Source organism: Sporosarcina luteola, from assembly GCF_007991495.1.
Classification (GTDB): Bacteria; Bacillota; Bacilli; order Bacillales_A; family Planococcaceae; genus Sporosarcina; species Sporosarcina luteola.
In genome coordinates this window covers 20,262-41,753 of sequence record NZ_BJYL01000030.1, presented here as the reverse complement: position 1 = coordinate 41,753, position 21,492 = coordinate 20,262, and the positions used below count along the sequence as shown (strand labels likewise).

Here is a 21,492-nt window from a genome sequence, read left to right as displayed (position 1 = left end):
CCCCCCCCCCCCCCCCCGGAAAGCGTCCGCCTGGAGCGGAAATCAACATGATTCAGATATTAATTTAATAAAGAATATTTGAAGTTGACGTATATCGTTGACGCTTCTCATTTCAATCCTAATAGTATTCTAGTTTATTGGTAGAAAGAATAGTCGTTAATCAAGGAATGTTATGGTACAATTATGAGTGAATATTCATTCATTCTAAGGGGGATTCGTATGTTTACTGATAAAGTTTTTATTGTAACTGGCGGTTCAAATGGTATGGGGAAGTTCATGGCAAAAAAGTTTGCTAATGAAGGCGCTGATGTAATTATTACAGGGCGCGATTTAGAACGTTTGGAAGCGGCAAGACTAGAGATTGGAGAAAAAGCGCATATCTTTCAAATGGACGTGCGTAATTTGGAGCATGTACAAGGGCTTGTGGAATTTGCGGATGAGAAATTCGGTAAAATTGACGGTTTAGTTAATAATGCTGCGGGGAATTTTATCGTAAAAGCAGAAGAACTTTCTCCGAATGGTTGGAAGTCGGTCATTGACATCGTGCTGAACGGAACATTCTATTGTTCAAGCGCAGTCGGCAACTATTGGATTAAAAAAGGACAAAAAGGTTCGATTTTAAATATGCTCGCTACGTACGCTTGGGATGCAGGTCCAGGTGTTGTTCATTCGGCGGCTGCGAAGGCAGGAGTCATGTCGCTAACGCGTACACTTGCTGTTGAATGGGGAAGAAGTTACGGCTTTAGGGTGAATGGGATCGCTCCTGGACCGATTGAGCGAACTGGAGGTGCAGAGCGGTTATTCCAGTCTGAAAAAGCGGCACAGCGCACAATCAATTCAGTTCCATTAGGACGAATTGGCAAGCCTGAGGAAATCGCAGAATTAGCGGCCTTCATCATGTCAGACAAGGCATCATACATGAATGGTGAAATCGTTACATTAGATGGTGGACAATGGTTGAATCAGTATCCATTTTGACCGTGGCGCTTGTTAAGTTGCGTAAACGTTAATGCCGAAATTCGCTCGTTAATGATTTTTGCTAACGCACTTTTTTCGTATTATTTTTATGAATATGCACAACCTAAAGCAATTAAAGGAGGTTGTGATTCATGTGGGATGTATGGACTTTTCCACTAGCGATCGTTATTTTAGTCATCGCCTTTATCGGATGGAAAGCTATAAAAAACTGGAATCAGATGAACGTCGCACTTGAAGAGCGTGACTCTGGAGTTTCTGAAGTAGTTGAAGACCATCCGTTTACAGCGAACCCGATTCTTTGGGTGATTGGCGTCGCAGCGTTATTCATATTGTTTGTCATTTTCTTTTATTGGGCCTCTTCCAAATAGGAAGGGGTTTTTCTTTTTCTCCATTCAGATTTCAATGGGATGTTCACCGCCTCTTATGGTATGATAGGGTTGTAGAATTGTTTTAGACAGCTTATGAACAGAAGGAGCGATTTTAATGATTTCTGTAAATAACAGGGATTTTCTGTACGTGCCGATTGCTGATTATATTATACCCGCTGAAAAGGTGGCACATGTACAAATCGGCAATAATGCGGAACACGCCCTTCTTGTCCTCACCAAAACCGGTTATTCTGCAATACCTGTCATCGATGCAAAAAACCACCTTAGAGGACTTCTTGGAATTGGGATGATTACGGACTCCATTTTGGGTTTGGAACGTATCGAATATGAAAAACTTGCGGATTTGAAAGTTGACCAAATCATGCAAACAGACATTCCAACTATAAAAACAACTGATAAATTCCAAAAGGGTTTGGACCTGCTCATTAATCACACATTCCTATGTGTCACTGAAGAAGACGGCACATTTGCGGGTATACTGACGAGGAGAGTCATGTTGAAGGAATTCAAGAAATATATTTACACAAATTAATGTTGTTCAATGGATATTTCATTGGATAGAAAGGCTCCAATTGGGGCCTTTTGCTGTTTTCAGGCTTTTTTAATGTAAGAAAGGGGAATTTCGCATGGATATACATAAAAAGACAAATCGTCCACTCGTCCTTATCTCTGTCATGCTTGCCATGTTTGTCGGGGCTGTGGAAGCAACAATCGTTTCGACAGCGATGCCTGCCATTGCTGCGGAGCTTGGCGGTTTTTCCAGATATAGTTGGATATTTTCTTCATATTTACTAATGAGTACTGTTACTGTCCTCATTTACGGTAAGCTGGCAGATCTGTTCGGGCGCAAGCCGATATTTTTTGTTGGGTTGTCCATTTTTCTAATCGGCTCGATTCTTTGTGGATTTGCCTCAACGATGGAGCAACTTATCATTTTTAGATTGATCCAAGGCTTGGGAGCAGGAGCTGTCATGCCGATTGCGACAACAATCGTTGGGGATATTTATTCGACGAAAGAACGCGCAAAGATCCAAGGGTATTTATCAAGTGTATGGGGTATTTCAGCCGTATCAGGACCGGTTATCGGTGGACTGATTGTCCAATACATGGATTGGAAATATGTGTTCTGGGTCAATGTTCCATTAGGATTGCTGGCAATGGTTGGGATATACTTCTTTCTTCAGGAACCGGTGACAGAACGTAAAGTCGCCATCGATTTTAAAGGGGCTGCATTATTAACTTCGTCATTGTCTATTATCCTTTTCTGGCTAGTCGAAGGTGGACAATCCTTTAGCCGATCATCGTTAACAAGCTTTCTTCTCATCCTTGTTGGTATTGTGTTATTTATTTTATTCATATGGACGGAACGGAAGGCTGAGGATCCGATGATGCCATTTACCATTTGGAAAAACCCTGTCATCCTCTATGCGAATCTCGTGTCGTTGACAACTGGTGTCATACTGATTGGTGTGTCTTCCTATTTACCGACATTCGTAACAGGTGTGATGGAACAGCCTGCCATCATTGCCGGATTTACGTTGACGGCGATGTCGATCGGATGGCCGATTGCTTCGTCCGTTGCCGGTCATTTACTTATCAGATTCGGTACGTTTAAGGTTTCGTTTGTTGGGGGGATTTCTCTTGTCCTCGGTTCGTTAATGTTCGTCTGGATGACAGGTGAATCGGGCCCTTTATGGGCGGCATTTTCCAGCTTTTTCGTTGGAGTCGGCATGGGGTTGACGAGCACTTCCTTTATCGTCACGATCCAAGGGGCAGTGAGCCGGGAACAGCGCGGCTCGGCAACTGCGGCTAATATGTTTATGAGGAATTTTGGAAATACAGTAGGGGCTGCGATATTTGGTGCCGTATTGAATGGAGCACTGCTTTCCTTGTTCAGAAGAAAGGATCTTGATTATGAAGTGAACGATATTAATCTTTTATTGACGGAGGAGGCAAGGTCGTCACTGCCAGTTTCAAAAATGACTGAACTTCAGCATGCGCTCGATGGGTCATTACAATGGGTCTATGCGGTTGTACTTCTCTTTGCTCTCATTAGTCTACTCCTTATTTTACGAATACCTAGAGGGAAGGTGGTTCAATATGACGACGACAGAACTTGAAATTATAAAAGCCCTTGCTGAAGAGGGGAATATGCGGAAGGCTGCAGAGCGGTTGTTTTTATCACAGCCTGCCTTGTCTCAACGCCTTCAAACGATTGAAAAAGAGTGGGGAACATTGCTTTTCGTCCGTTCTCAAAAAGGGTTGGAACCAACTCCGGCGGGCGAGCTGGTCATTGCATACGCCAAAGAAGCGATTTTGAAGAAAGAGGAGACCGCTGAAATGATTGCTTCCCTTGCGAATAAAGTGCATGGAACTTTGAAAATTGCATGTGCTTCCATCGTTGGTCAAACATGGCTGCCCCAAGTTTTGAAAGAATTTGTCAGTACATACCCAGATGCAAAGATTTCCCTGATGACCGGTTGGAGCTCAGAAATTATGAAAGCGCTATACGAAGGGGAGGCGCATATTGGAATAGTCCGCGGACAAGTAGATTGGAAAAGCAAGAAACAGTACTTATTTAGGGATCAATTGTACCTGGTTGATAAGGAAATTACTTCCATCGATGAATTGAACAATACGAGAAGACCCTTCATCCAGTTTAAAAGCGACTCCAATTACTATATGGAAATCCAACGTTGGTGGCAGCGTCATTTCTCACAGAAGCCGGGAAGACAACTAACTGTAGACCAGATTGAGACGTGCAAGCAGCTGGCGCTCAATGGAATTGGTTATGCGATTTTACCTTCCATCACTTTAGTTGGGGATGAAGATGTCAATAAGATTCCTCTATTAAATAGTGAGGAAGAATTCGAGCTGACGCGTGATACGTGGTTAATCGGCTATGATTCGACTTTTGCATTGAAACAAGTAAGTGCTTTTACGGAATTAGTTAACAAACATGCCGAAAGATTAAGAAATGAATTGCAGTAAAAGGGAACTTTCCTAAATTTGCTACGTACTAATTAGGAAAGGTCTAAAGAAATTCGGCCTTAGTCGATAGGGGGATTAGTACATGTGGAAGAAACAGTGGGGAATAATCATTGCAATGTTCATTGTTTGTTTATTCCTGCCGACTGTCCATGCTTCGGCTGCGCCTGAACTAAAAGTGAAGGTATCCGCAGGCTTTGACGGGAAAGCGAAGTATGGTAAAGGAGGGCCCATTACCGTAGAAGTTGAAAATAATGGAACATCCTCATTCAGTGGCGACATGGTGATTGATACGATGCAGTCATATGAATCGGGAGTTGGAGAAGTGTTTCCGTTAGACATCGCAGCGGGTGAAACGAAGGTTGTCACTTTCATCAATTCCAAAATGTTTGATTTCAATATGTATGGAACGAACACAAAATCCATCTTTTTTTACGAAGGTGGATGGAAGAAAGGAAAGGAAATTGAACATAAAGGATCGCAGACAGTAACTGTAGCGATGTATCATGATGATACAAAAATCATTACGGCTTTTACAGATAATATTGATCGTATGTCTGCACTTAAAGGAATGCAATTATCCAATTATCCGAACACGCAGCTCATTGACGCTTCTAAGATTGCTGCTGTAAAACTGCCTGATGAATCGGCGGGCTGGGGACCGACGGATGTCATTATTGTTGACGAGTATCCGATTGCGGATATGTCGGCAGTCGAACAGGAAGCGCTTGTCAACTGGGTAAGGTCGGGAGGAGTCATCATTTTCGGCGGTTCCGATCATATCTCTGTGGAATCCGGTATTTTTGCCGAGCATTTGCCATTAACGCTTTCGGCTAAGACGACAGTTGAACCTGACGCATTTAATGATTGGACGCAAGGGGAAGGCTTCGATAAGGAGGTTACGATTGCGCAGTCGACGTTGAATACTGACGCGAAAATACTTTTTGCAAGTGACTCGAACATTTTGGCAGCTTCCAAATCTATCGGTAAAGGGATGGTAGTTCAAACAGCCTTCTCGGTTGGGGATGAACCGTTTTCAAAGATGCATGGAGCACATGCGCTTTGGAAAAAGCTGTTAAATACTGTCGATCAATCAATGATATCAGGCGGTATGATGCCATATTACAATGATCCAATGGAATCAATGAGATGGACAATTGGAAATTCAAATGAAATTTTTCCTTCTTTTAAAGTATCTGCACCTTTGATATTTGGAGTAATTATTATTTATATTATTATCATCATCCCGGTTTTATATATTATTTTAAAGCGCAAAGACAAACGGGAACATACTTGGTGGATCATACCATCGATTTCTATTGCTGTATCCATATTCATATTCGCTTATGGTGCGCGCGATCGGATTGGTCAGGCTCAAGTTCAACAAACATCTGTTTTTGACGTTGATAAAGATGGAAGAATGACTGGTTATTTTGTTGACTCCATTCTGACAAACAAATCTGGAGACTTTAGTTTCACTGCTCCTCGTGAAACGACCTTGTCGACATATACGCCCTATTCAATGGGAATGTTTTTTGGCTCATCGAATATGGGAACGAATGCCCATAAACGTGCAATTATGGAACGAGATGCGGCAGGTTCAACTTTACATCTACGAGATATCGGCTATTGGGATGTCGCAACTTTATATGGGCAGACATCTTTAGATATTGAAGGTAGCTACGACGTTGATCTCACAGTGAAAAATAAACAACTGACCGGCAAAATCACAAATAATTTTCCTTTCCCAGTAAAAGATGTTGCAATCTGGTCTGGAAATAAACAAATAACCGTCGGTGATTTAGGTCCCGGTGAAACAGCAAATGTGAATGAAACATTGAAAACTTCTTCATTATTACCTAAACGATCCGGTAATTCGATGAACTTCGGGCAAATGCCCGCAACGACAGATGATCTTATGAAAATGAGAAAAGAAAGTTTACTGACGTTTTCAGGTGAATTCATGAGCAGCCAAAGCAAGCCAGCAATCATTGGATATACGGATACTCCCGTTGTGCCTGTCCAGTTGGAAAATGCAAAGGCGGTAACTGATGCACTAACAATGGTTACACAATCCTTCACGCCAAAAATTGAGTTTAGCGGAAATTTCACCGTAGACCCTGAAATGATGACAATGTCGCTCATGTCAGAAATAAGTGATATGCAGCCTCATCTTACCGGCTATCCTGCAAATATGTATTACTTTAGTGAAGACATCTATGTCCAAACGTGGAAAGTGCCGGATGATTTGATGGGGAAATTATCCAAGTGGAAAACGATGGAAGTTTCTAAAATTCAACATCAACTATATGAAATAAGTATTTGGAATAAAGTTACCAATGAGTACGAAAAGGTAGAATCAAAACGAAAAATCACCTTGGACTCGGTTGAACCGTATTTGACTGATGACGGTGAAGTGAAACTTCGCATTGAATTTATAAACAAGCAACATGGGAATGAAGCACAAGTTCCTGAAATTAAGCTGCAAGGCGAGGTGGCAAAATGATTGAAATTAAAGGGTTAACTAAGAAATATGGTCAATTCACCGCGCTGGATAACTTGAATTTGACGTTGAATGAGGGAACTGTATTCGGATTTGTTGGAGCTAACGGAGCAGGTAAATCAACGACGTTCCTTATCATCTCCACGTTATTGCAACCGACTTCAGGTGAAGTTTTCATCAATGGGGTCAGCGTTCGTGAAAAACCTTCTGAAATACGGAAACTGATTGGCTATATGCCCGATTTCTTCGGTGTATACGACCAACTAAAAGCAGAAGAGTATTTAGATTTTTACGGCGCTAGTTATGGCATTCCGGAAGAGGAAAGAAAAAAACTAATACCGCAGCTGTTGGAATTGGTAAATCTGTCTCATAAGAGGGACTCCTACGTTGACTTATTGTCAAGGGGGATGAAGCAGAGATTATGCTTGGCACGTAGTTTGATTCACGATCCGAAAGTGCTTATTTTAGATGAACCTGCATCCGGTTTGGATCCAAGGGCTCGAGTTGAAATGCGGGATATTTTAAAAACATTAAAAGGTATGGGAAAAACAATTTTAATATCCTCTCATATATTACCGGAACTGGCGGAAATGTGTGATGAAATTGGAGTCATTGACAACGGTAAGCTGATTGCCCATGGTTCCGTTGCTGAAATTCAGAAGAAACTGCAAGGAGAGAAAGTGATTACAGTTCGGCTTCTGGATCGCGTAGACGAGACGATCGCTTTCTTCGAAGAGCAGCCTTATGTAAGCTCGATCGAAAAGCTTGATGGAGGAGATGGAATATCCTTCATGTATCGTGGCACCGAAGAGGAGCAGTTAGGTATGCTGAAAGAGGCGATGCTCGCTGATATGCCGATTGTTTCATTCATGGAGCACGTAACGAACTTGGAAGACGTCTTTATGGAGATAACGAAAGGAGCCGAGGCGTAATGAATTTTAATAATCCGGTCCTTTTTAAAGAATTGAAACTTAGATTCAGGTCGTTCAAAGGATTTAATGGCATACTTTTCTTTTTGCTAGCCATGTGTATTTTTGTTTTCGGATACATTTTCCTTACGGTCAATATTTCGGGAACTTCCTATTTCAGACCGAGTCAAAGCTTTGTCTTGTTCGCTTTTCTATCTTATATCCAGCTTGGACTCGTGCTGTTTACAGCTCCGGGATTAACGGCCGGATCTATCAGTTCTGAACGCGAGAAGCAGACATTGCCGATCCTATTAACGACGTCACAAAGCTCCTTTCAAATTATTTCTGGGAAGATGCTTTCTTCGGTCGCTTTCCTGCTCCTTCTCATTGTTGCGGGTCTGCCGGTTTATAGTTTAGTGTTCTTGTTTGGTGGTATTTCACCTTGGAGTTTCGTTAAAGTGTTCTTTTTCTTATTTGTTACTTTGCTTGCAATCGGAAGTATTGGAGTCATGTTTTCCACTTTAATACGCAGGACGATCGTTTCAATGATCGTAACGTATGGGACAATGCTATTCCTTTCGGTTGTGACAGGTTTCTTATTTATCATCGTCATTCAGATGAAAGCTTTCAACCAGATGGGAACAGTGATAACAACGCCTTCCTATTTGGGTCAGTTTTTAGCTTCTATCAATCCAGCGGTATTATTTGCAACATTTTTATCGCCAGATATGGGTTATGGGATTAGCGAATTAACAAAAGTAGACTTTCCAATATGGGCAGGTTATTTAATTTTTTACGGTCTGCTTACAGTTGGTGCTTTATTCATCGCGGTGAAGAGATTACGTGTCAATATGAAACGTCTAAAATAATGAGGTGTGACAGATGGAAGAGAAAAGAGTTTTACAGCAATATGTTAAAAAGGCTCTGAGGGCATTACGTTTAGAACAATCCGTCTACATGTTGCAAACGGGTCTGTTCGTTTCCGTTTTGCTATTCACTTTGATTCTTGCCGCTTCCAGACTGTTCATACTTCCTCAATACGAACAGATTGCCTTGTCGTTGGCTTTCATTGCTGTCATTGGAACACTCATTGTACTTTTCATAAAACGTGTACTCCCTGATGAGGCGACTTGGAAGTTAGATCATTACTTACCCGACAATTTACTAGTGACTGCGTTGGATGACCGGATTCAACAATCGGAGTTTTCGCAGGCGATTGGACAGAAAGCGGAAAAAGATGTAGGCAATGCATTTTTGCAGTTTAAGAAACGCGATAAAAAATATGTGAATGCAAAGATGTTAGGAGGGTCTCTGTTCCTCATTGCTTGTTCTGCTATGTTAATCATGTTTCCTTCTGAAGCACAACAGGAAGCAAAAGCGATTGCGGAGGAAAAGGAAATTATCGATGAACTGAAAAAAGAAGTGCAAGAACTCGTTAAGAAGGAAAAAGTTCCAGAACTTAAAAAGGAACTGGAAGAACTGGCCTCGAAATTGAAAGAAAGCGAAACGTCAGAGGAGACATTACGGGAACTTGTAAAGAAACAAAAAGAATTCAAGTTAAAGGAACAAAGATTAGCCGAAAAGAAAACTGCTGACGGAGAAGGATTAAGTGAATCCGAGCAAAATGAGCTAGATGAACTTAGACCAATCGTTGATCAGTTGGCTTCCCAGGCAGGAAAAACACAAAGCGCCCTGAATAAGATTGGGAAAGCACCCTCTTTGCCTGCCTTAGCGAATGCCGGAAATCAATCACCAGAAAACAATAATTCGTCAAACTCCACTGGAAAACCTGGCAAAGGTCAACCTCAAGCCGGAAGCGGAGGTCAAAGCCAAGGCAATGGCCAAGGCGAGGGCGAAGGTCAAGGTGAAGGTCAGGGCGAGGGTCAAGGCGAAGGTCGAGGCGAAGGTCAGGGTGAAGGTCAAGGCGAAGGTCAAGGCGAAGGTCAGGGTGAAGGTCAGGGTCAAGGCCAAGGTCAAGGACAGGGCCAAGGTCAAGGACAGGGTCAAGGGTCTGGTATCGGGACTGGGAAAGGCGGACGTGACATGCTTTCAATCCCAACTGACAGAATCGGAGGATACACGGACCCGTCGATCGTCAGTGGTGAGCTCGGAGAAGGCGAGTTCATCGAAGAAAATGAACGTGAAGGGCTCGTCGAAAGAGGAACGCTCAGGCCTTATCAAGAAGTGGTTGGTAAGTATAAGGATGCTTATTTGAAAGGATCGGAAAAGATGGGACTTCCAGCCGACTTGCAAAGAGTCTTATCCGATTATTTCTCATCAATCGAATGAAAAATGGATGGAGGATATATATATGTCTTTTTCACCGGAACAATTTCAAGAAATGAGTAATAGACTTGCCGAAGTAAAGGAGGAAATCGGGAAATTCATCGTAGGCCAACAGGAAGCTGTTGAATTCTCAATCTACTCCATATTGGCAGACGGGCATGCTTTGTTGGAGGGTCTGCCAGGACTCGGGAAGACGATGCTCATTAGGACGATTTCCGAAGTCCTTGATCTTTCATTCTCTCGTATCCAATTCACCCCGGATCTAATGCCGGCTGATATAACTGGAACGAGTATATTGGAACGGAATGAGGAAGGTATTCAACGGTTCGTTTTTAAAGAAGGGCCGATCTTCAGCCAAATGGTGCTTGCAGATGAAATCAACCGTGCAACACCGAAAACGCAAAGTGCCCTGCTAGAGGCAATGGGTGAAAAAACTGTAACCGTGCTTGGAGAAACAAGGAAGATGGGGAAACCGTTTTTTGTATTGGCTACCCAAAACCCGATTGAAATGGAAGGGACGTATCCATTGCCCGAAGCACAGATGGACCGTTTCTTATGTAAAATTCTTTTGCCATATCCTGCTAAAGAGGAATTGAAGGAAATTATGCTACGCACAACGGGCCCTCATTCAATCGCGATTCAGAAAGTAATGGATACTGAAATGATTGTCCAGGCACAAGAAATGGTGAAGTCCGTTGTCATTGCGGATGAAATGATCGATTATGCAGTGGACTTAGTATCAGCGACACACCAGAAATCCGGAGCGGAAGACGAATGGAGCCAGTACGTTCAGTATGGGAGCGGCCCACGCGGATTGCAATCCATCATCCGCCTTGCCAAAGCGAGAGCATTAATGGCAGGACGATTCCATGTCTCGATTGCGGATATTAAAACTGTTGCTAAACCGGCATTGCGTCATCGTATCCTTATTAATTATGAAGGGGAAGCGGAAGGCATCGATGTGGATAAACTGATTGATAAGTTGCTCGAGGAAATTCGTCAAGGAGCTTCAGTCTAATGAAGGAAGAACTATTTCCGGATAGATTGGCAAAACGATTAGGTGCTTTATCCATCCAATCAAAATCCAGGCGGCTCGGTCATCATAAAGGCACACATCGCTCCAGTAAGACAGGGACATCTCTCGATTTTTCAGATTTCAGGGAATATCACCCTGGTGATGATTTGAGACATATCGATTGGAATGTATTTGCCCGCACCGATAAGCCGTTCATCAAACAATTTTTAGATGAGCAAGAAATGCGGATACATATACTGCTCGATTCCACGAATTCGATGGGCACCGATGGCAAGTGGGATTTTGCGCGTCAACTTGCTATCGGCCTCGGGCATATCGCCTTGAAAAGTGGAGATACTGTTTCATTTTCAACATGGACTGCGGAACAGAATCATTTTTTTCGAAAGAAAGGGGCAATGCATCGAGCTTCATTTTCTAAATTCATGACGAAGTTGGATGCACCTTCTGCTAACATGGAATTTGCAGACCAGGTGCTGAAGCATGTCCCCAAGGCGGTCACTGTACTATTTATCATTACGGACGGTCTAGAACTGCTTGATAAGTGGGAACGGCTATTCAGAAGGTTGCCAGGTATTTGCAAGGATATTCGAATTGTGACTGTCCAATCCCCGATGGAGCAGCTTCCCCAGTATGAAGGCGACGTCAAGTTAGTGGACGTAGAAAGTGAAGCGGTTGTAGAGGTTTCCATAACTAGAAGGATTGTGGAAGAGTATACGGAAAGAAAATTAAAGCACGAAGCGGAAATGCTCGCGCTTGCAAATAAATACGGGATTCAGCTAGTACGGACAGAAGTTTCAGAAGGCGTCATGGACGTATTTACGAAAAAAATGCGCCATGTTGGTTGGTTGCGGTGATAGGGGGCAGCTAAGTGGGATTCGATCAATTGAGCAATATGTGGACGGTGATTTTTCCGTTGGCCGTCCTTCTTTATTACTTTTTCAGGAAGAAATACGTTACGACTACAATTTCATCCACTTTATTTTGGGAAAGATCGATGCGGGAGACGAAAGTATCTCCTTATTTAAAAAACTTACAACGGAACGCACTGTTTTATTTACAAATGGCTGCTCTGTTATTATTGCTTTTCATTTTATTGGGCCCGTTTTTGCCAAAGGATACAATTGCGGATAAGCATACGGTCTTTGTCGTGGATACATCTGGAAGCATGGCTGCAAATGAAGGGGAGCTTTCCTTGCTTGAAAGAAACAAGGAGAAAATGCGGGCGCTGGCAGGAGAAAGGGCTGGCGACGCGATCACAATTATTACGACTGGCAAGGAACCCACTATACTAGTACGTAAAGAGACGGATGAGCGGGCAGTCTTGGCTGCGATTGACAAGCTGGACTTGAATTATGAACATGAACATATGGTGCGTGCACTCGATTTTGTAAGGTCGATTGCCATACAAGAAGGAGCTGACGTACATATCTTCACTGATTTTCTTGATCGATCCGTATTTATGGAAAGTGTAGATGGAATTACGTGGACCGTTCATAACAATGAAAAACCGTTAACGAATATTGCAATTGAAAAGGTCGGTGCCATACCTACAAAGGACGGAACCGAGGCCATTGTGAAGTTGAAAAATCAATCTTCAGCCAAGCAGCAAGGAAAAGTGTTCATCAAAAACGAACTGACGGGAGCTGCATTAGCGGAGCAGGAGTTTTCCATTGACGAACAAGCGGATACACTTCTATCTTTTAAAGATCTTCCTTCTTTATCTGCGATGAGTGCAGTTCTTCATGTTGAAGATGATTATATCGGGGATAATGAGGCTTTTGTTTTGATTGGAAATGAATCTTCCGAAGTTATCGTTGACAACCAACTGCATGAACTCGTAAAGAAAGCATTCGAGGCGATCGGTTTGACAGTGACGACCGGCTCCATTAATGAAATGACGATGGCTATGGATCAAGCGATACTTGTGACAAATGAAACGTCGTTTTTAGATAAAGGATCTGAACCTATCCTTTTAATCGGCAGGAATGATACAGCAGCAGAACCGGTTGCAGGCATTGTGGATACGGTCGATGATTCTTTATTCGCGATTGCGTCCATCGACGATGTATATGTGAGCGCATTATATCCCCCTTTTGAAGGATTTACGACTTTGGCATCGGTTGATGGACAACCGTTCATTCAACGTTCACCAAGGGGAGACATTATTATCTTAACAGATATCGGATTGACTGACTGGCCGCTTCATCCATCCTTTCCATTATTCTTCTGGAGTTCCACTGAAATGCTTCGGGCGGGGAGCGATATTGTAGGGATTTTTACCCCGAATGAACGGAAAGCGGTGTTGACGAGTGGTGGATCAGAAGGAATTGAAATTTTCACGATGGATGATAAATACGTTGCGACCTATGCGGACGGCGGAAGTTTCGTTGCTCCTTCGAAACCAGGCATTTATAAATTGGTGGATCAAGGAGTGGAAAAGTACTTATCTGTTCAATTGGAGCCGGCCGAGAAATCAATAGCCCATGGATCCAGTTTTCACCTTGGTGCACCCCAGGCTGATAGCACAGATAAAGAAGAAGGGAAAAATATGATTGGGTGGCTCTTTCTATTACCGGTCCTCCTTCTTTTATTACTAGAGTGGGAGGTGCAAAGACGTCGTGGATATCCGAATTGATGAACCTTTATGGCTTTTGTTGCTCATCCCGATTGCCCTTTATATGGCTTACACATGGAAGGCTTCAAAAATGCGTTTTTCCGGAAAAGGAATAATCCTGTATGTTTTAAGGAGTTTGACGATTTTCTGCATCATCTTTGCGCTTACATTCCCTTACGTGTCATTGCCTGATGACGAGGAGCAAATATTATTTGTCGTTGACAGATCCGTGTCGATTGAAGATGCTGGTCGAATGGCTGATGAATGGATTACGGATAGTTTAAAAGCTCGCCAAAAAAATCAATCGGTCGGTATCTATTCTTTTGGGGGAACATTCCGTACAGATCGCCAATTGACTGATGGTGAAGTGAAAATACCGACTATGGAGCCGATAGAATCACGGAGTTCGACAAATATTGCAAATGCGCTTGATTTGTCTGCGGCAGTGGCTAAAGCGAATTTAGCTACTAGAATTGTATTACTGTCCGACGGGCTTGAGACGGAAGGGGCTGTCGAAGAGCTATTGCCGAAATTTGAAAACAGCCGTGTGCAAATTGACACAGTCATTTTAGAGAAATCGAATAGAGCGGATGCATCCATCTCTTTATTTGAAACTCCTCGAACCGCTTACGAAGGTGAGAAACAGTTATTGCGAGTGGAAGTCGAATCATCGACGAAAACAGCAGGTCAATTGTTAATATACCGCAATGATGTAGAAATCATTAATGAACCTGTTTCTTTTGATGCGGGAGGGAATGTTTTTTCTTATCATGTCGAAGCAAGTGGATCAGGTTTATTGAAATACGAGGCAAAACTCATTGTGCCGGATGATGGATTTCTTGAAAACAATCGCATGCTTTCGATCACGATGTTGGAACAGTCTCCACGGGTGCTTGTTGTACAAACGGAACGCAACCCTTCCATCATCCCTTCGCTGCTTGACCAAAATGCTATGGACGTTGATGTAGTGAATGCGGGGAATTTGCCGGAGAACTTATCCGGATATATGGGATATGGCGCAATTATTTTTGATAATGTGCCTGGCCATCAAGTCGGTGAACATAAGATGACTGTCATCGAACAGGCTGTCAAAAGCTTCGGTACGGGATTCATGATGGTTGGTGGAGATGAAAGCTTTGGATTAGGGGGATATTTCAAGTCTCCAATCGAGCGTTTATTGCCAGTTGAAATGGAAGTGAAAGGGAAGGAGCAATTGCCATCCCTTGGACTTGTCATCACAATGGACCGGTCAGGAAGTATGTCTGGTTCGAAAATCGTCATCGCTAGAGAAGCGGCTGCACGGGCAGTGGAGTTGCTGCGGGAAGATGATACATTCGGTTTCACTGCATTTGACCATGAAATATGGGAAGTTATACCGGTTGGTCCATTACAGGATAAACAAGATGCGATGGATCAGATTTTGTCTGTTCCCGCAGCCGGTGGGACAGATATCTTTCCGTCGGTTGCAAAGGCTTATGAAGATCTGTCAGATTTAAAACTTCAAAGGAAACATATTATTCTTTTGACAGATGGCCAATCAGAAATGCCGCCATCTTATGAAGAAATCATTGGAGAAGGCAAAAATGCGAATGTTACTTTATCGACTGTGGCGATTGGAACGGATGCAGACGGTGTATTGTTGGAAGAACTTGCTGAACTAGGTGGCGGCAGATTTTATGATGCAGTTGACGAATCGACAATCCCAGCCATTTTGACGAGAGAAACGTCTATGCTAACGAGGACATATATCGAAGATGATCCGTATTATGTAACATTCAGCAATGTTCCCGAATGGACGTCCGTATTCAGTGGAGGTGTTCCTCAGATGAATGCCTATATTGCAACGACGCCAAAAGGATCTGCGACAATTGTGGCAGAAAGCCCTAAGGAGGATCCGGTCATCGCGGAATGGATGTATGGATTGGGACGCACAGTAGCATTCACGTCCGACTCAACTGGAAAATGGTCGGGAGATTTGGCTAGGTGGGAAGGGTATCCGGACTTTTGGAACGCGGCTGTATCCCGGTTGCTTCCAAAGTATGATGAAGTCCCTTATCTGATTAAGCATGAACGCGGAGGGACATATACGGTTACAGATAGTTCGCGTAAGGCGGCATTTTTGGATATTGCTGTAATCGATGAAAAAGGACAGGAAGTGCCTTTTCAGTCAGAACCGTTAGCACCGGGAAAAGTGAGAGTTACATTGGATGCGGAACCAGGCTTGGTCTTTTTCGGTGTTTCCGATGATAAGGGTGGTCTCTTTGAAGCTGGCGTATCAGTTCCATACAGTGAAGAATACAAGCCGTCAGAACCGAATACTACCTTGATGGAGAAGATTTCTGAACGTACGGGTGGGGAGCATCTCGAAGAGCCGGAAAAGGCATTTCGCCCGCATCCATATAAAAGTGGAAATCGTATGCCGATCGCAAATTGGTTGATAATGACGGCGATGATCCTATTTTTCATTGATATCACTTTACGCCGTTTTGGCATGTTTGCAGGTTTATTCGATAGAAAAGATAAAGCTGAAAAAACCCCAGACGAACAAGTTAAACAAGAGGACCATGTTTCAGAATTATTAAAAGCGAAAAGAAAGCGTTGAAAAACTCCCTTATCCTCCAAATTAAATTGAGGAAGATAAGGGAGTTTTAGTTTGTCCTCGTACTTGCAAGGAGGGTTGAATTCCTTTTTGCCCAAGTGAATGTAATGCCGAAGCAAATGAGTAAAATCGCGGTGCCGACAAAATAAGGCAACGCTATATTGTAATCAAAAATCGAACCGGCAAGAGCGGGACCGACCATATTTCCTAAACTCATGTAGGCATTCATCATCCCGGCAGCAAAACCCTGTTCCTCTCCAGCAAGTTTAGAGACTAGCGTGTTCACAGCTGGTCGTAAAAGGGACGTCGCTGTGGAAAAAATAGTTGCGACTAATAGAATTGTCCAAAATAGGTCAACGAGCAGGACTGCCGACATGGATAAGGCTGCGACGACTAAATTGACTAAGATTACGCGCATCTCTCCAAATCTTTTGAACAAAGGATTGATGACAAATGTCTGTATAATGACGCCGACAAATCCTCCAACAGTAATAAGGACTGCGATTTGCGAAGGGGTATATCCATACTTTTGGTCAACGTACAATGAAATCGTTGACTGATAATTTGCAAGTCCGAATGAAAAGACAAACATGACAATTAACATGATAAAGTAAGGGGTTTTCGTTGATCTTTTCAATTGCTTGAACAGATTTTCACTCTTTTCTTGGAGCTTCTTAGCTGAAATGGATGGGGCTGGGTTTGGTAATATGAAGATCGATAAGAGTGCTGCGAATATAGAAGCTCCTGCCGCAAAGTAAAACGGAAAAAGGAGGCTTATATTTGAAAGGAAACCGCCAATACCGGGTCCAATCATAAAGCCCAATGACATTGACGCGCCTAAAAGTCCCATTCCTTTACCGCGTTTTTCCAAGGTTGTAATATCAGCAACAAATGCCATCATTGGTGGCACAATAAAAGCGGCTCCGAGTCCTGAAAAGAAACGGGCTACGAATAACATCCAAAGATGCGTCGATAAACTAAACGCAAGCTGTGCAGCTCCATAAATGAATAACCCAATAATAATAATCTTTTTTCTACCATGCCGGTCTGACATATTGCCGGCTACTGGTGAAAAGATGAATTGTGCGAAAGAGAAAATAGCAATTAGAAATCCAAGAACTTTTCCGGCGACCCCGAATGTTCCTAGGAATTGGGGCATGATGGGGATGATTAAACCGATGCCTGCCATCGCGATGAACATATTGAACATTAGTATGTATAATGCGAAATTATTATTTGACTGTTTCTCGACCAAATGCTCACCGCCTCTATTATTTCGTGTACTTGAAATAGTTTACCACAGTCGAACAGTAAATACACTTTAACCTTTTGATGAGTGATGGGGACGTACCAAGAAAGCATTTCTGCGCTCAAATGAAAAGTCGCCTCTCAGATAGTTGAGAGACGACTGGTGAATTATCGCATATCCATCTTAAATTCTAAGAAAAGTTCATTGTATACGCCTAATAATTCCAATCCTAAATTTTTATACACTTCCAAATGACTTCTTGTCTCTTCGTCGGGGTAGAAGCGCTCGTCTTCTACCACTTCAGGATCCATCAGATTGAGTGCTGTAAGATTCGGTGTTGAATAACCGACATAATCTGCGTTCTGCGCTGCGACTTCAGGATCGAGCATGAAATTGATGAACGCATGTGCACCATCAATATTTTTAGCGGTACGAGGAATGACGATATTGTCAAACCAAAGATTAGAACCTTCCTCAGGTACGACATAATCGATATCTTCATTCTCATACATCATATCGGCGGCTTGGCCAGACCAAGTGAGTGAAACGGCGGCTTCATTATTCACCATTAGCTGTGTCACTTCGTCTCCGATAACTGCCTTGACATTCGGACTTAATGATTTTAACTTATCCGTTGCCTCACGAAGCTCATCAAGGTCAGTCGAATTCAATGAATATCCTAATGAATTCAAGCTCATCCCGACCGTTTCACGCGCGCTATCTACAAGAATGACTCTTTGTTTCAAGGAAGGATCCCAAAGATTATCCCAGCTTTCAAATGTTTGACCTTCCAGCAAAGTTGGATTATACGCTATTCCTACAGTACCCCAAAAGTAGGGGAGGGAATATTTATTACCAAGATCGAAAGGCAAATCCATGAAATAAGGGTCGATGTTCTTGATGTTCGGAACTTTACTATAGTCGATTGGCAATAAAAGATTCTTTTCTGCCATCATTTCCACCATATATTCCGAAGGGACTGTAATATCATACGACGTCCCGCCTTGTTCGATCTTACCCATCATCGCTTCATTCGAATCGAATGTTTCGTATATGACTTTGATGCCGGTCTCTTCTTCAAATTGCTTAATAAGATCAGGGTCGATATATTCGCCCCAGTTATAAACGGTAATTGTATTTTTACCGGATTTGCTGCCCTCGTTCAATTCAGCGTTGAGGAAGAGCAAAGCACCCGATACTACTAAAATTAAAATCGCTGCCTGATAAATGGACTTCATTTTTTCACCCCCGTTAGAGGAGCTTTCATTTTCCGGTTAAGGGCATAATAACCAAGTACAAGCGCAACCGTCACAACGAAAATAATTCCTGATAACGCATTGATCGTCAGACTGATTCCGGTCCGTGCCATTGAATAAATTTCAACGGATAATGTGGAGAACCCATTACCTGTCACAAAGAAGGTAACTGCAAAATCGTCAAGGGAATAAGTCAAAGCAAGGAAAAATCCGGCAAAAATGCCTGGCTGAATGAAAGGGAGGATAACCCTAGTCATCACATCCTTACGCGTTGCCCCTAGATCGAGTGCAGCGTCAATCAATGTCGGATTCATTTCCGAAAGTTTCGGCAAGACCATGATGACAACGATCGGGATGCTGAATGCAATATGGGAAATCAGGACGGATGCAAAGCCCAGTTTCACGCCGATCATTGTAAAAAGGATAAGGAAGGATGCACCGATAATGACATCCGGGCTTACCATTAAAATATTGTTCAAAGATAGGACGGCGTTTTTCATACCTTGATTTCGCATGAAATAAATAGCCAACGCGCCCATGACACCGATTGCCGTTGAAACGAGAGCGGATAGGAGGGCGATGATGATCGTGTTTAAAACGATGACGATCAATCTTTTATCTTCAAAGACCGCCGCGTAATGCTCCCATGTAAATGACTCGAAGTTTGTCATCCCGCCTCCAGAGTTGAAGGAGTAAAAGATTAAATAGAAAATTGGCGCGTACAGGATGATGAAAACGACAGCCAAATATAGTTTAGGAAGCTTTCCGATTCTTTCCATTTCCTGTCGCCCCCCTTTCCTTGCCAGTAGTGAATAGCATGATGATAAACATGAACAGGATTAGGAAAACGGCAATCGTTGAACCCATTCCCCAGTTTTGTGTAACGAGGAATTGCTGCTCGATAGCAGTACCTAGCGTAATTACTTTATTGCCTGCAATCAGTCTTGTAATCATAAATAATGATAATGCTGGAATGAAAACAACTTGTACACCGGATTTCACGCCGTTTAAAGTCAATGGCCAAATGACACGTTTAAACGTTGTCCAACCATTCGCGCCTAAATCCCGCGCCGCATCAATTAATGCAGGATTCAGTTTGTCAAGTGCATTGAAGATCGGCAAAATCATGAAAGGGATGAATATATAGACTGAGACAAATACAAAACTGAAATCTGTGAATAGGATCTGTTGCTTACCGATGCCGATCACTTCTAAAAATGCATTCAAAGGTCCATATAACCCCATTAATCCAATGAAGGCATATGTCTTCAGCAAGAGATTGATCCACGACGGAATAATAATCAGCAGAAGCCATAACTGTTTATGTTTTGTTTTCGTTAGAAAATATGCGGTTGGATACGCAATGAGCAATGAGAAAAAAGTAATTAGAAATGCGTACCAAAATGAACTGATTGTCAATGTCAGGTAAACAGAGGTGAAAAAGTTACGATAGTTCGCAAGCGTGAAGTTGCCTGTCAGATCGAAAAACGAATAATAGACGATCAAAGCGATGGGCGCCAGGACAAACAACAGGATCCACACTGTATAAGGGACCGTGTAAATTGAACGTAGGCGATTATTCTTCATTGGCGAGCGCCCCATAAGATTCAAGTCTTGCGTCGTATTCTTCTTCAGATTCATTCAATCGCATAACATGTACATCTTCCGGATCGAAGTCTAAACCGATGACAGCTCCAACTTCAGCCTTTTTTGTTGAGTGAACTAGCCATTCATTGCCGTCCTTGTCATACGTCGATAATTCATAATGAACACCACGGAACAATTGGGTATCTACTGTTACATTCAATTTACCTTTATCTACAGTCGTGATTTCCAAGTCTTCCGGTCGTAGTACGATGTCCACTTTTTCATTCGGTTGAAGTCCCGCATCTGCACAATCAAATCGCTTGCCGGTAAATTCCACGACATAGTCTTCAATCATACGACCAGATACGATATTGGATTCTCCAATGAAATCGGCCACAAATCGGTTGATCGGTTCATCGTATATATCAAGCGGCGTCCCGGATTGCTGAATCGCCCCCATGTTTAAAACGAAAATTTCATCAGACATGGCAAGGGCTTCTTCCTGGTCATGAGTGACGAACACGAATGTTTTACCTAAACGTTGCTGCAATTCGCGAAGCTCATACTGCATCTCAGAACGAAGCTTCAAGTCCAGCGCTGATAATGGCTCATCCAGTAAGATTACCTCAGGATCATTAACAATGGCCCTCGCAATTGCAACACGCTGCCTTTGCCCCCCGGACATCTCTGTTATTTCCCTGTTCTCATAACCGGCCAAATTGACGAATTTCAATGCTTCTTTGACCCGTGAATCGATTTCATCCTTTTTTATTTTTTTAATGCGCAAGCCAAATGCCACATTTTCATACACATTTAGATGAGGGAATAGAGCATAGTCTTGAAAAACCGTATTCACTTGGCGTTCATTGGCAGGGACATTATTAATATTCTTTCCATTAAAATAAATCGTACCTTCCGTTGGTTCCATGAATCCTGCAATTAATCGAAGAATTGTCGTCTTGCCACATCCAGACGGGCCTAATAGTGTGTAAAACTTTCCACGTTCCATTTCAAAAGAGACATTATCCAATACGGTCGTATCATCACCATATTTTTTCACGACATTGTCAAAACGGATAATCGGCATATTTGCCATAGT

At 42.7% G+C, this 21,492-nt stretch carries 18 protein-coding genes; 13 read left to right on the top strand and 5 right to left on the bottom strand.

All coding sequences use genetic code 11. From position 1 onward, the window contains the following. Positions 1 to 219 precede the first annotated feature (219 nt). From fadH to SLU01_RS11495, 13 genes are all read left to right on the top strand, one after another. A complete protein-coding gene (fadH, locus tag SLU01_RS11560; protein WP_147058460.1) occupies positions 220 to 978 on the top strand; it encodes a 2,4-dienoyl-CoA reductase in 759 nt (252 codons plus the stop codon). Between the two features lie 131 nt (positions 979 to 1,109). Beyond that, positions 1,110 to 1,346 carry a hypothetical protein gene (locus tag SLU01_RS11555; RefSeq protein ID WP_147058458.1) on the top strand — a complete coding sequence of 79 codons (237 nt, stop codon included), beginning with the start codon at positions 1,110 to 1,112 and terminating at the stop codon, positions 1,344 to 1,346. A gap of 115 nt (positions 1,347 to 1,461) precedes the next feature. Next, positions 1,462 to 1,899 (top strand): cyclic-di-AMP-binding protein CbpB, encoded by a 438-nt coding sequence (cbpB, locus tag SLU01_RS11550; RefSeq protein ID WP_147058456.1) that lies wholly within the window; start codon positions 1,462 to 1,464, stop codon positions 1,897 to 1,899. A gap of 94 nt (positions 1,900 to 1,993) precedes the next feature. Continuing rightward, positions 1,994 to 3,487, top strand: a complete 1,494-nt coding sequence (locus SLU01_RS11545; RefSeq protein WP_147058454.1) for an MDR family MFS transporter — start codon at positions 1,994 to 1,996, stop codon at positions 3,485 to 3,487. Further along, complete coding sequence (gene ccpC, locus SLU01_RS11540; protein ID WP_147058452.1) at positions 3,468 to 4,358, top strand: transcriptional regulator CcpC; 891 nt, start codon at positions 3,468 to 3,470, stop codon at positions 4,356 to 4,358. The genes SLU01_RS11545 and ccpC overlap by 20 nt, the downstream gene beginning before the upstream one ends. 82 nt (positions 4,359 to 4,440) lie before the next feature. Continuing rightward, positions 4,441 to 6,861 carry a DUF8725 domain-containing protein gene (locus SLU01_RS11535; RefSeq protein WP_147058450.1) on the top strand — a complete coding sequence of 807 codons (2,421 nt, stop codon included), beginning with the start codon at positions 4,441 to 4,443 and terminating at the stop codon, positions 6,859 to 6,861. Continuing rightward, positions 6,858 to 7,790 (top strand): ABC transporter ATP-binding protein, encoded by a 933-nt coding sequence (locus tag SLU01_RS11530; RefSeq protein ID WP_147058447.1) that lies wholly within the window; start codon positions 6,858 to 6,860, stop codon positions 7,788 to 7,790. Before SLU01_RS11535 ends, SLU01_RS11530 begins: the two co-directional genes overlap by 4 nt. After that, positions 7,790 to 8,635 carry an ABC transporter permease gene (locus tag SLU01_RS11525; protein WP_147058445.1) on the top strand — a complete coding sequence of 282 codons (846 nt, stop codon included), beginning with the start codon at positions 7,790 to 7,792 and terminating at the stop codon, positions 8,633 to 8,635. The genes SLU01_RS11530 and SLU01_RS11525 overlap by 1 nt, the downstream gene beginning before the upstream one ends. 13 nt (positions 8,636 to 8,648) lie before the next feature. Further along, the gene (locus SLU01_RS18005) at positions 8,649 to 10,055 is read left to right on the top strand and encodes a DUF8809 domain-containing protein (protein ID WP_170232684.1); all 1,407 of its coding nucleotides are present in this window, start codon (positions 8,649 to 8,651) and stop codon (positions 10,053 to 10,055) included. Positions 10,056 to 10,077: 22 nt separating this feature from the next. Beyond that, positions 10,078 to 11,070, top strand: a complete 993-nt coding sequence (locus SLU01_RS11510) for an AAA family ATPase (RefSeq protein WP_147058439.1) — start codon at positions 10,078 to 10,080, stop codon at positions 11,068 to 11,070. Further along, the gene (locus tag SLU01_RS11505; protein WP_147058437.1) at positions 11,070 to 11,942 is read left to right on the top strand and encodes a DUF58 domain-containing protein; all 873 of its coding nucleotides are present in this window, start codon (positions 11,070 to 11,072) and stop codon (positions 11,940 to 11,942) included. Before SLU01_RS11510 ends, SLU01_RS11505 begins: the two co-directional genes overlap by 1 nt. A gap of 14 nt (positions 11,943 to 11,956) precedes the next feature. Next, entirely contained in the window at positions 11,957 to 13,723 is a 1,767-nt protein-coding gene (locus SLU01_RS11500; protein WP_147058435.1) for a vWA domain-containing protein, read from the top strand. Then, complete coding sequence (locus tag SLU01_RS11495; RefSeq protein WP_147058433.1) at positions 13,707 to 16,304, top strand: VWA domain-containing protein; 2,598 nt, start codon at positions 13,707 to 13,709, stop codon at positions 16,302 to 16,304. The genes SLU01_RS11500 and SLU01_RS11495 overlap by 17 nt, the downstream gene beginning before the upstream one ends. 46 nt (positions 16,305 to 16,350) lie before the next feature. Here the strand turns inward: SLU01_RS11495 and SLU01_RS11490 are convergent, their stop codons facing one another. The 5 genes from SLU01_RS11490 to SLU01_RS11470 form a co-directional block, all read right to left on the bottom strand. Continuing rightward, a complete protein-coding gene (locus SLU01_RS11490; RefSeq protein WP_147058431.1) occupies positions 16,351 to 17,511 on the bottom strand; it encodes an MFS transporter in 1,161 nt (386 codons plus the stop codon). Between the two features lie 206 nt (positions 17,512 to 17,717). Then, on the bottom strand, positions 17,718 to 18,788 hold the full coding sequence (locus tag SLU01_RS11485; RefSeq protein ID WP_147058429.1) for an ABC transporter substrate-binding protein: 1,071 nt from the start codon (positions 18,786 to 18,788) through the stop codon (positions 17,718 to 17,720). Beyond that, complete coding sequence (locus SLU01_RS11480) at positions 18,785 to 19,585, bottom strand: ABC transporter permease (protein ID WP_147058427.1); 801 nt, start codon at positions 19,583 to 19,585, stop codon at positions 18,785 to 18,787. The genes SLU01_RS11485 and SLU01_RS11480 overlap by 4 nt, the downstream gene beginning before the upstream one ends. Further along, positions 19,560 to 20,393, bottom strand: coding sequence for an ABC transporter permease (locus SLU01_RS11475; RefSeq protein WP_147058426.1), 834 nt, complete (start codon positions 20,391 to 20,393; stop codon positions 19,560 to 19,562). Before SLU01_RS11475 ends, SLU01_RS11480 begins: the two co-directional genes overlap by 26 nt. Next, positions 20,383 to 21,489 carry an ABC transporter ATP-binding protein gene (locus tag SLU01_RS11470; RefSeq protein ID WP_147058424.1) on the bottom strand — a complete coding sequence of 369 codons (1,107 nt, stop codon included), beginning with the start codon at positions 21,487 to 21,489 and terminating at the stop codon, positions 20,383 to 20,385. Before SLU01_RS11470 ends, SLU01_RS11475 begins: the two co-directional genes overlap by 11 nt. Between the last annotated feature and the right edge of the window lie 3 nt (positions 21,490 to 21,492).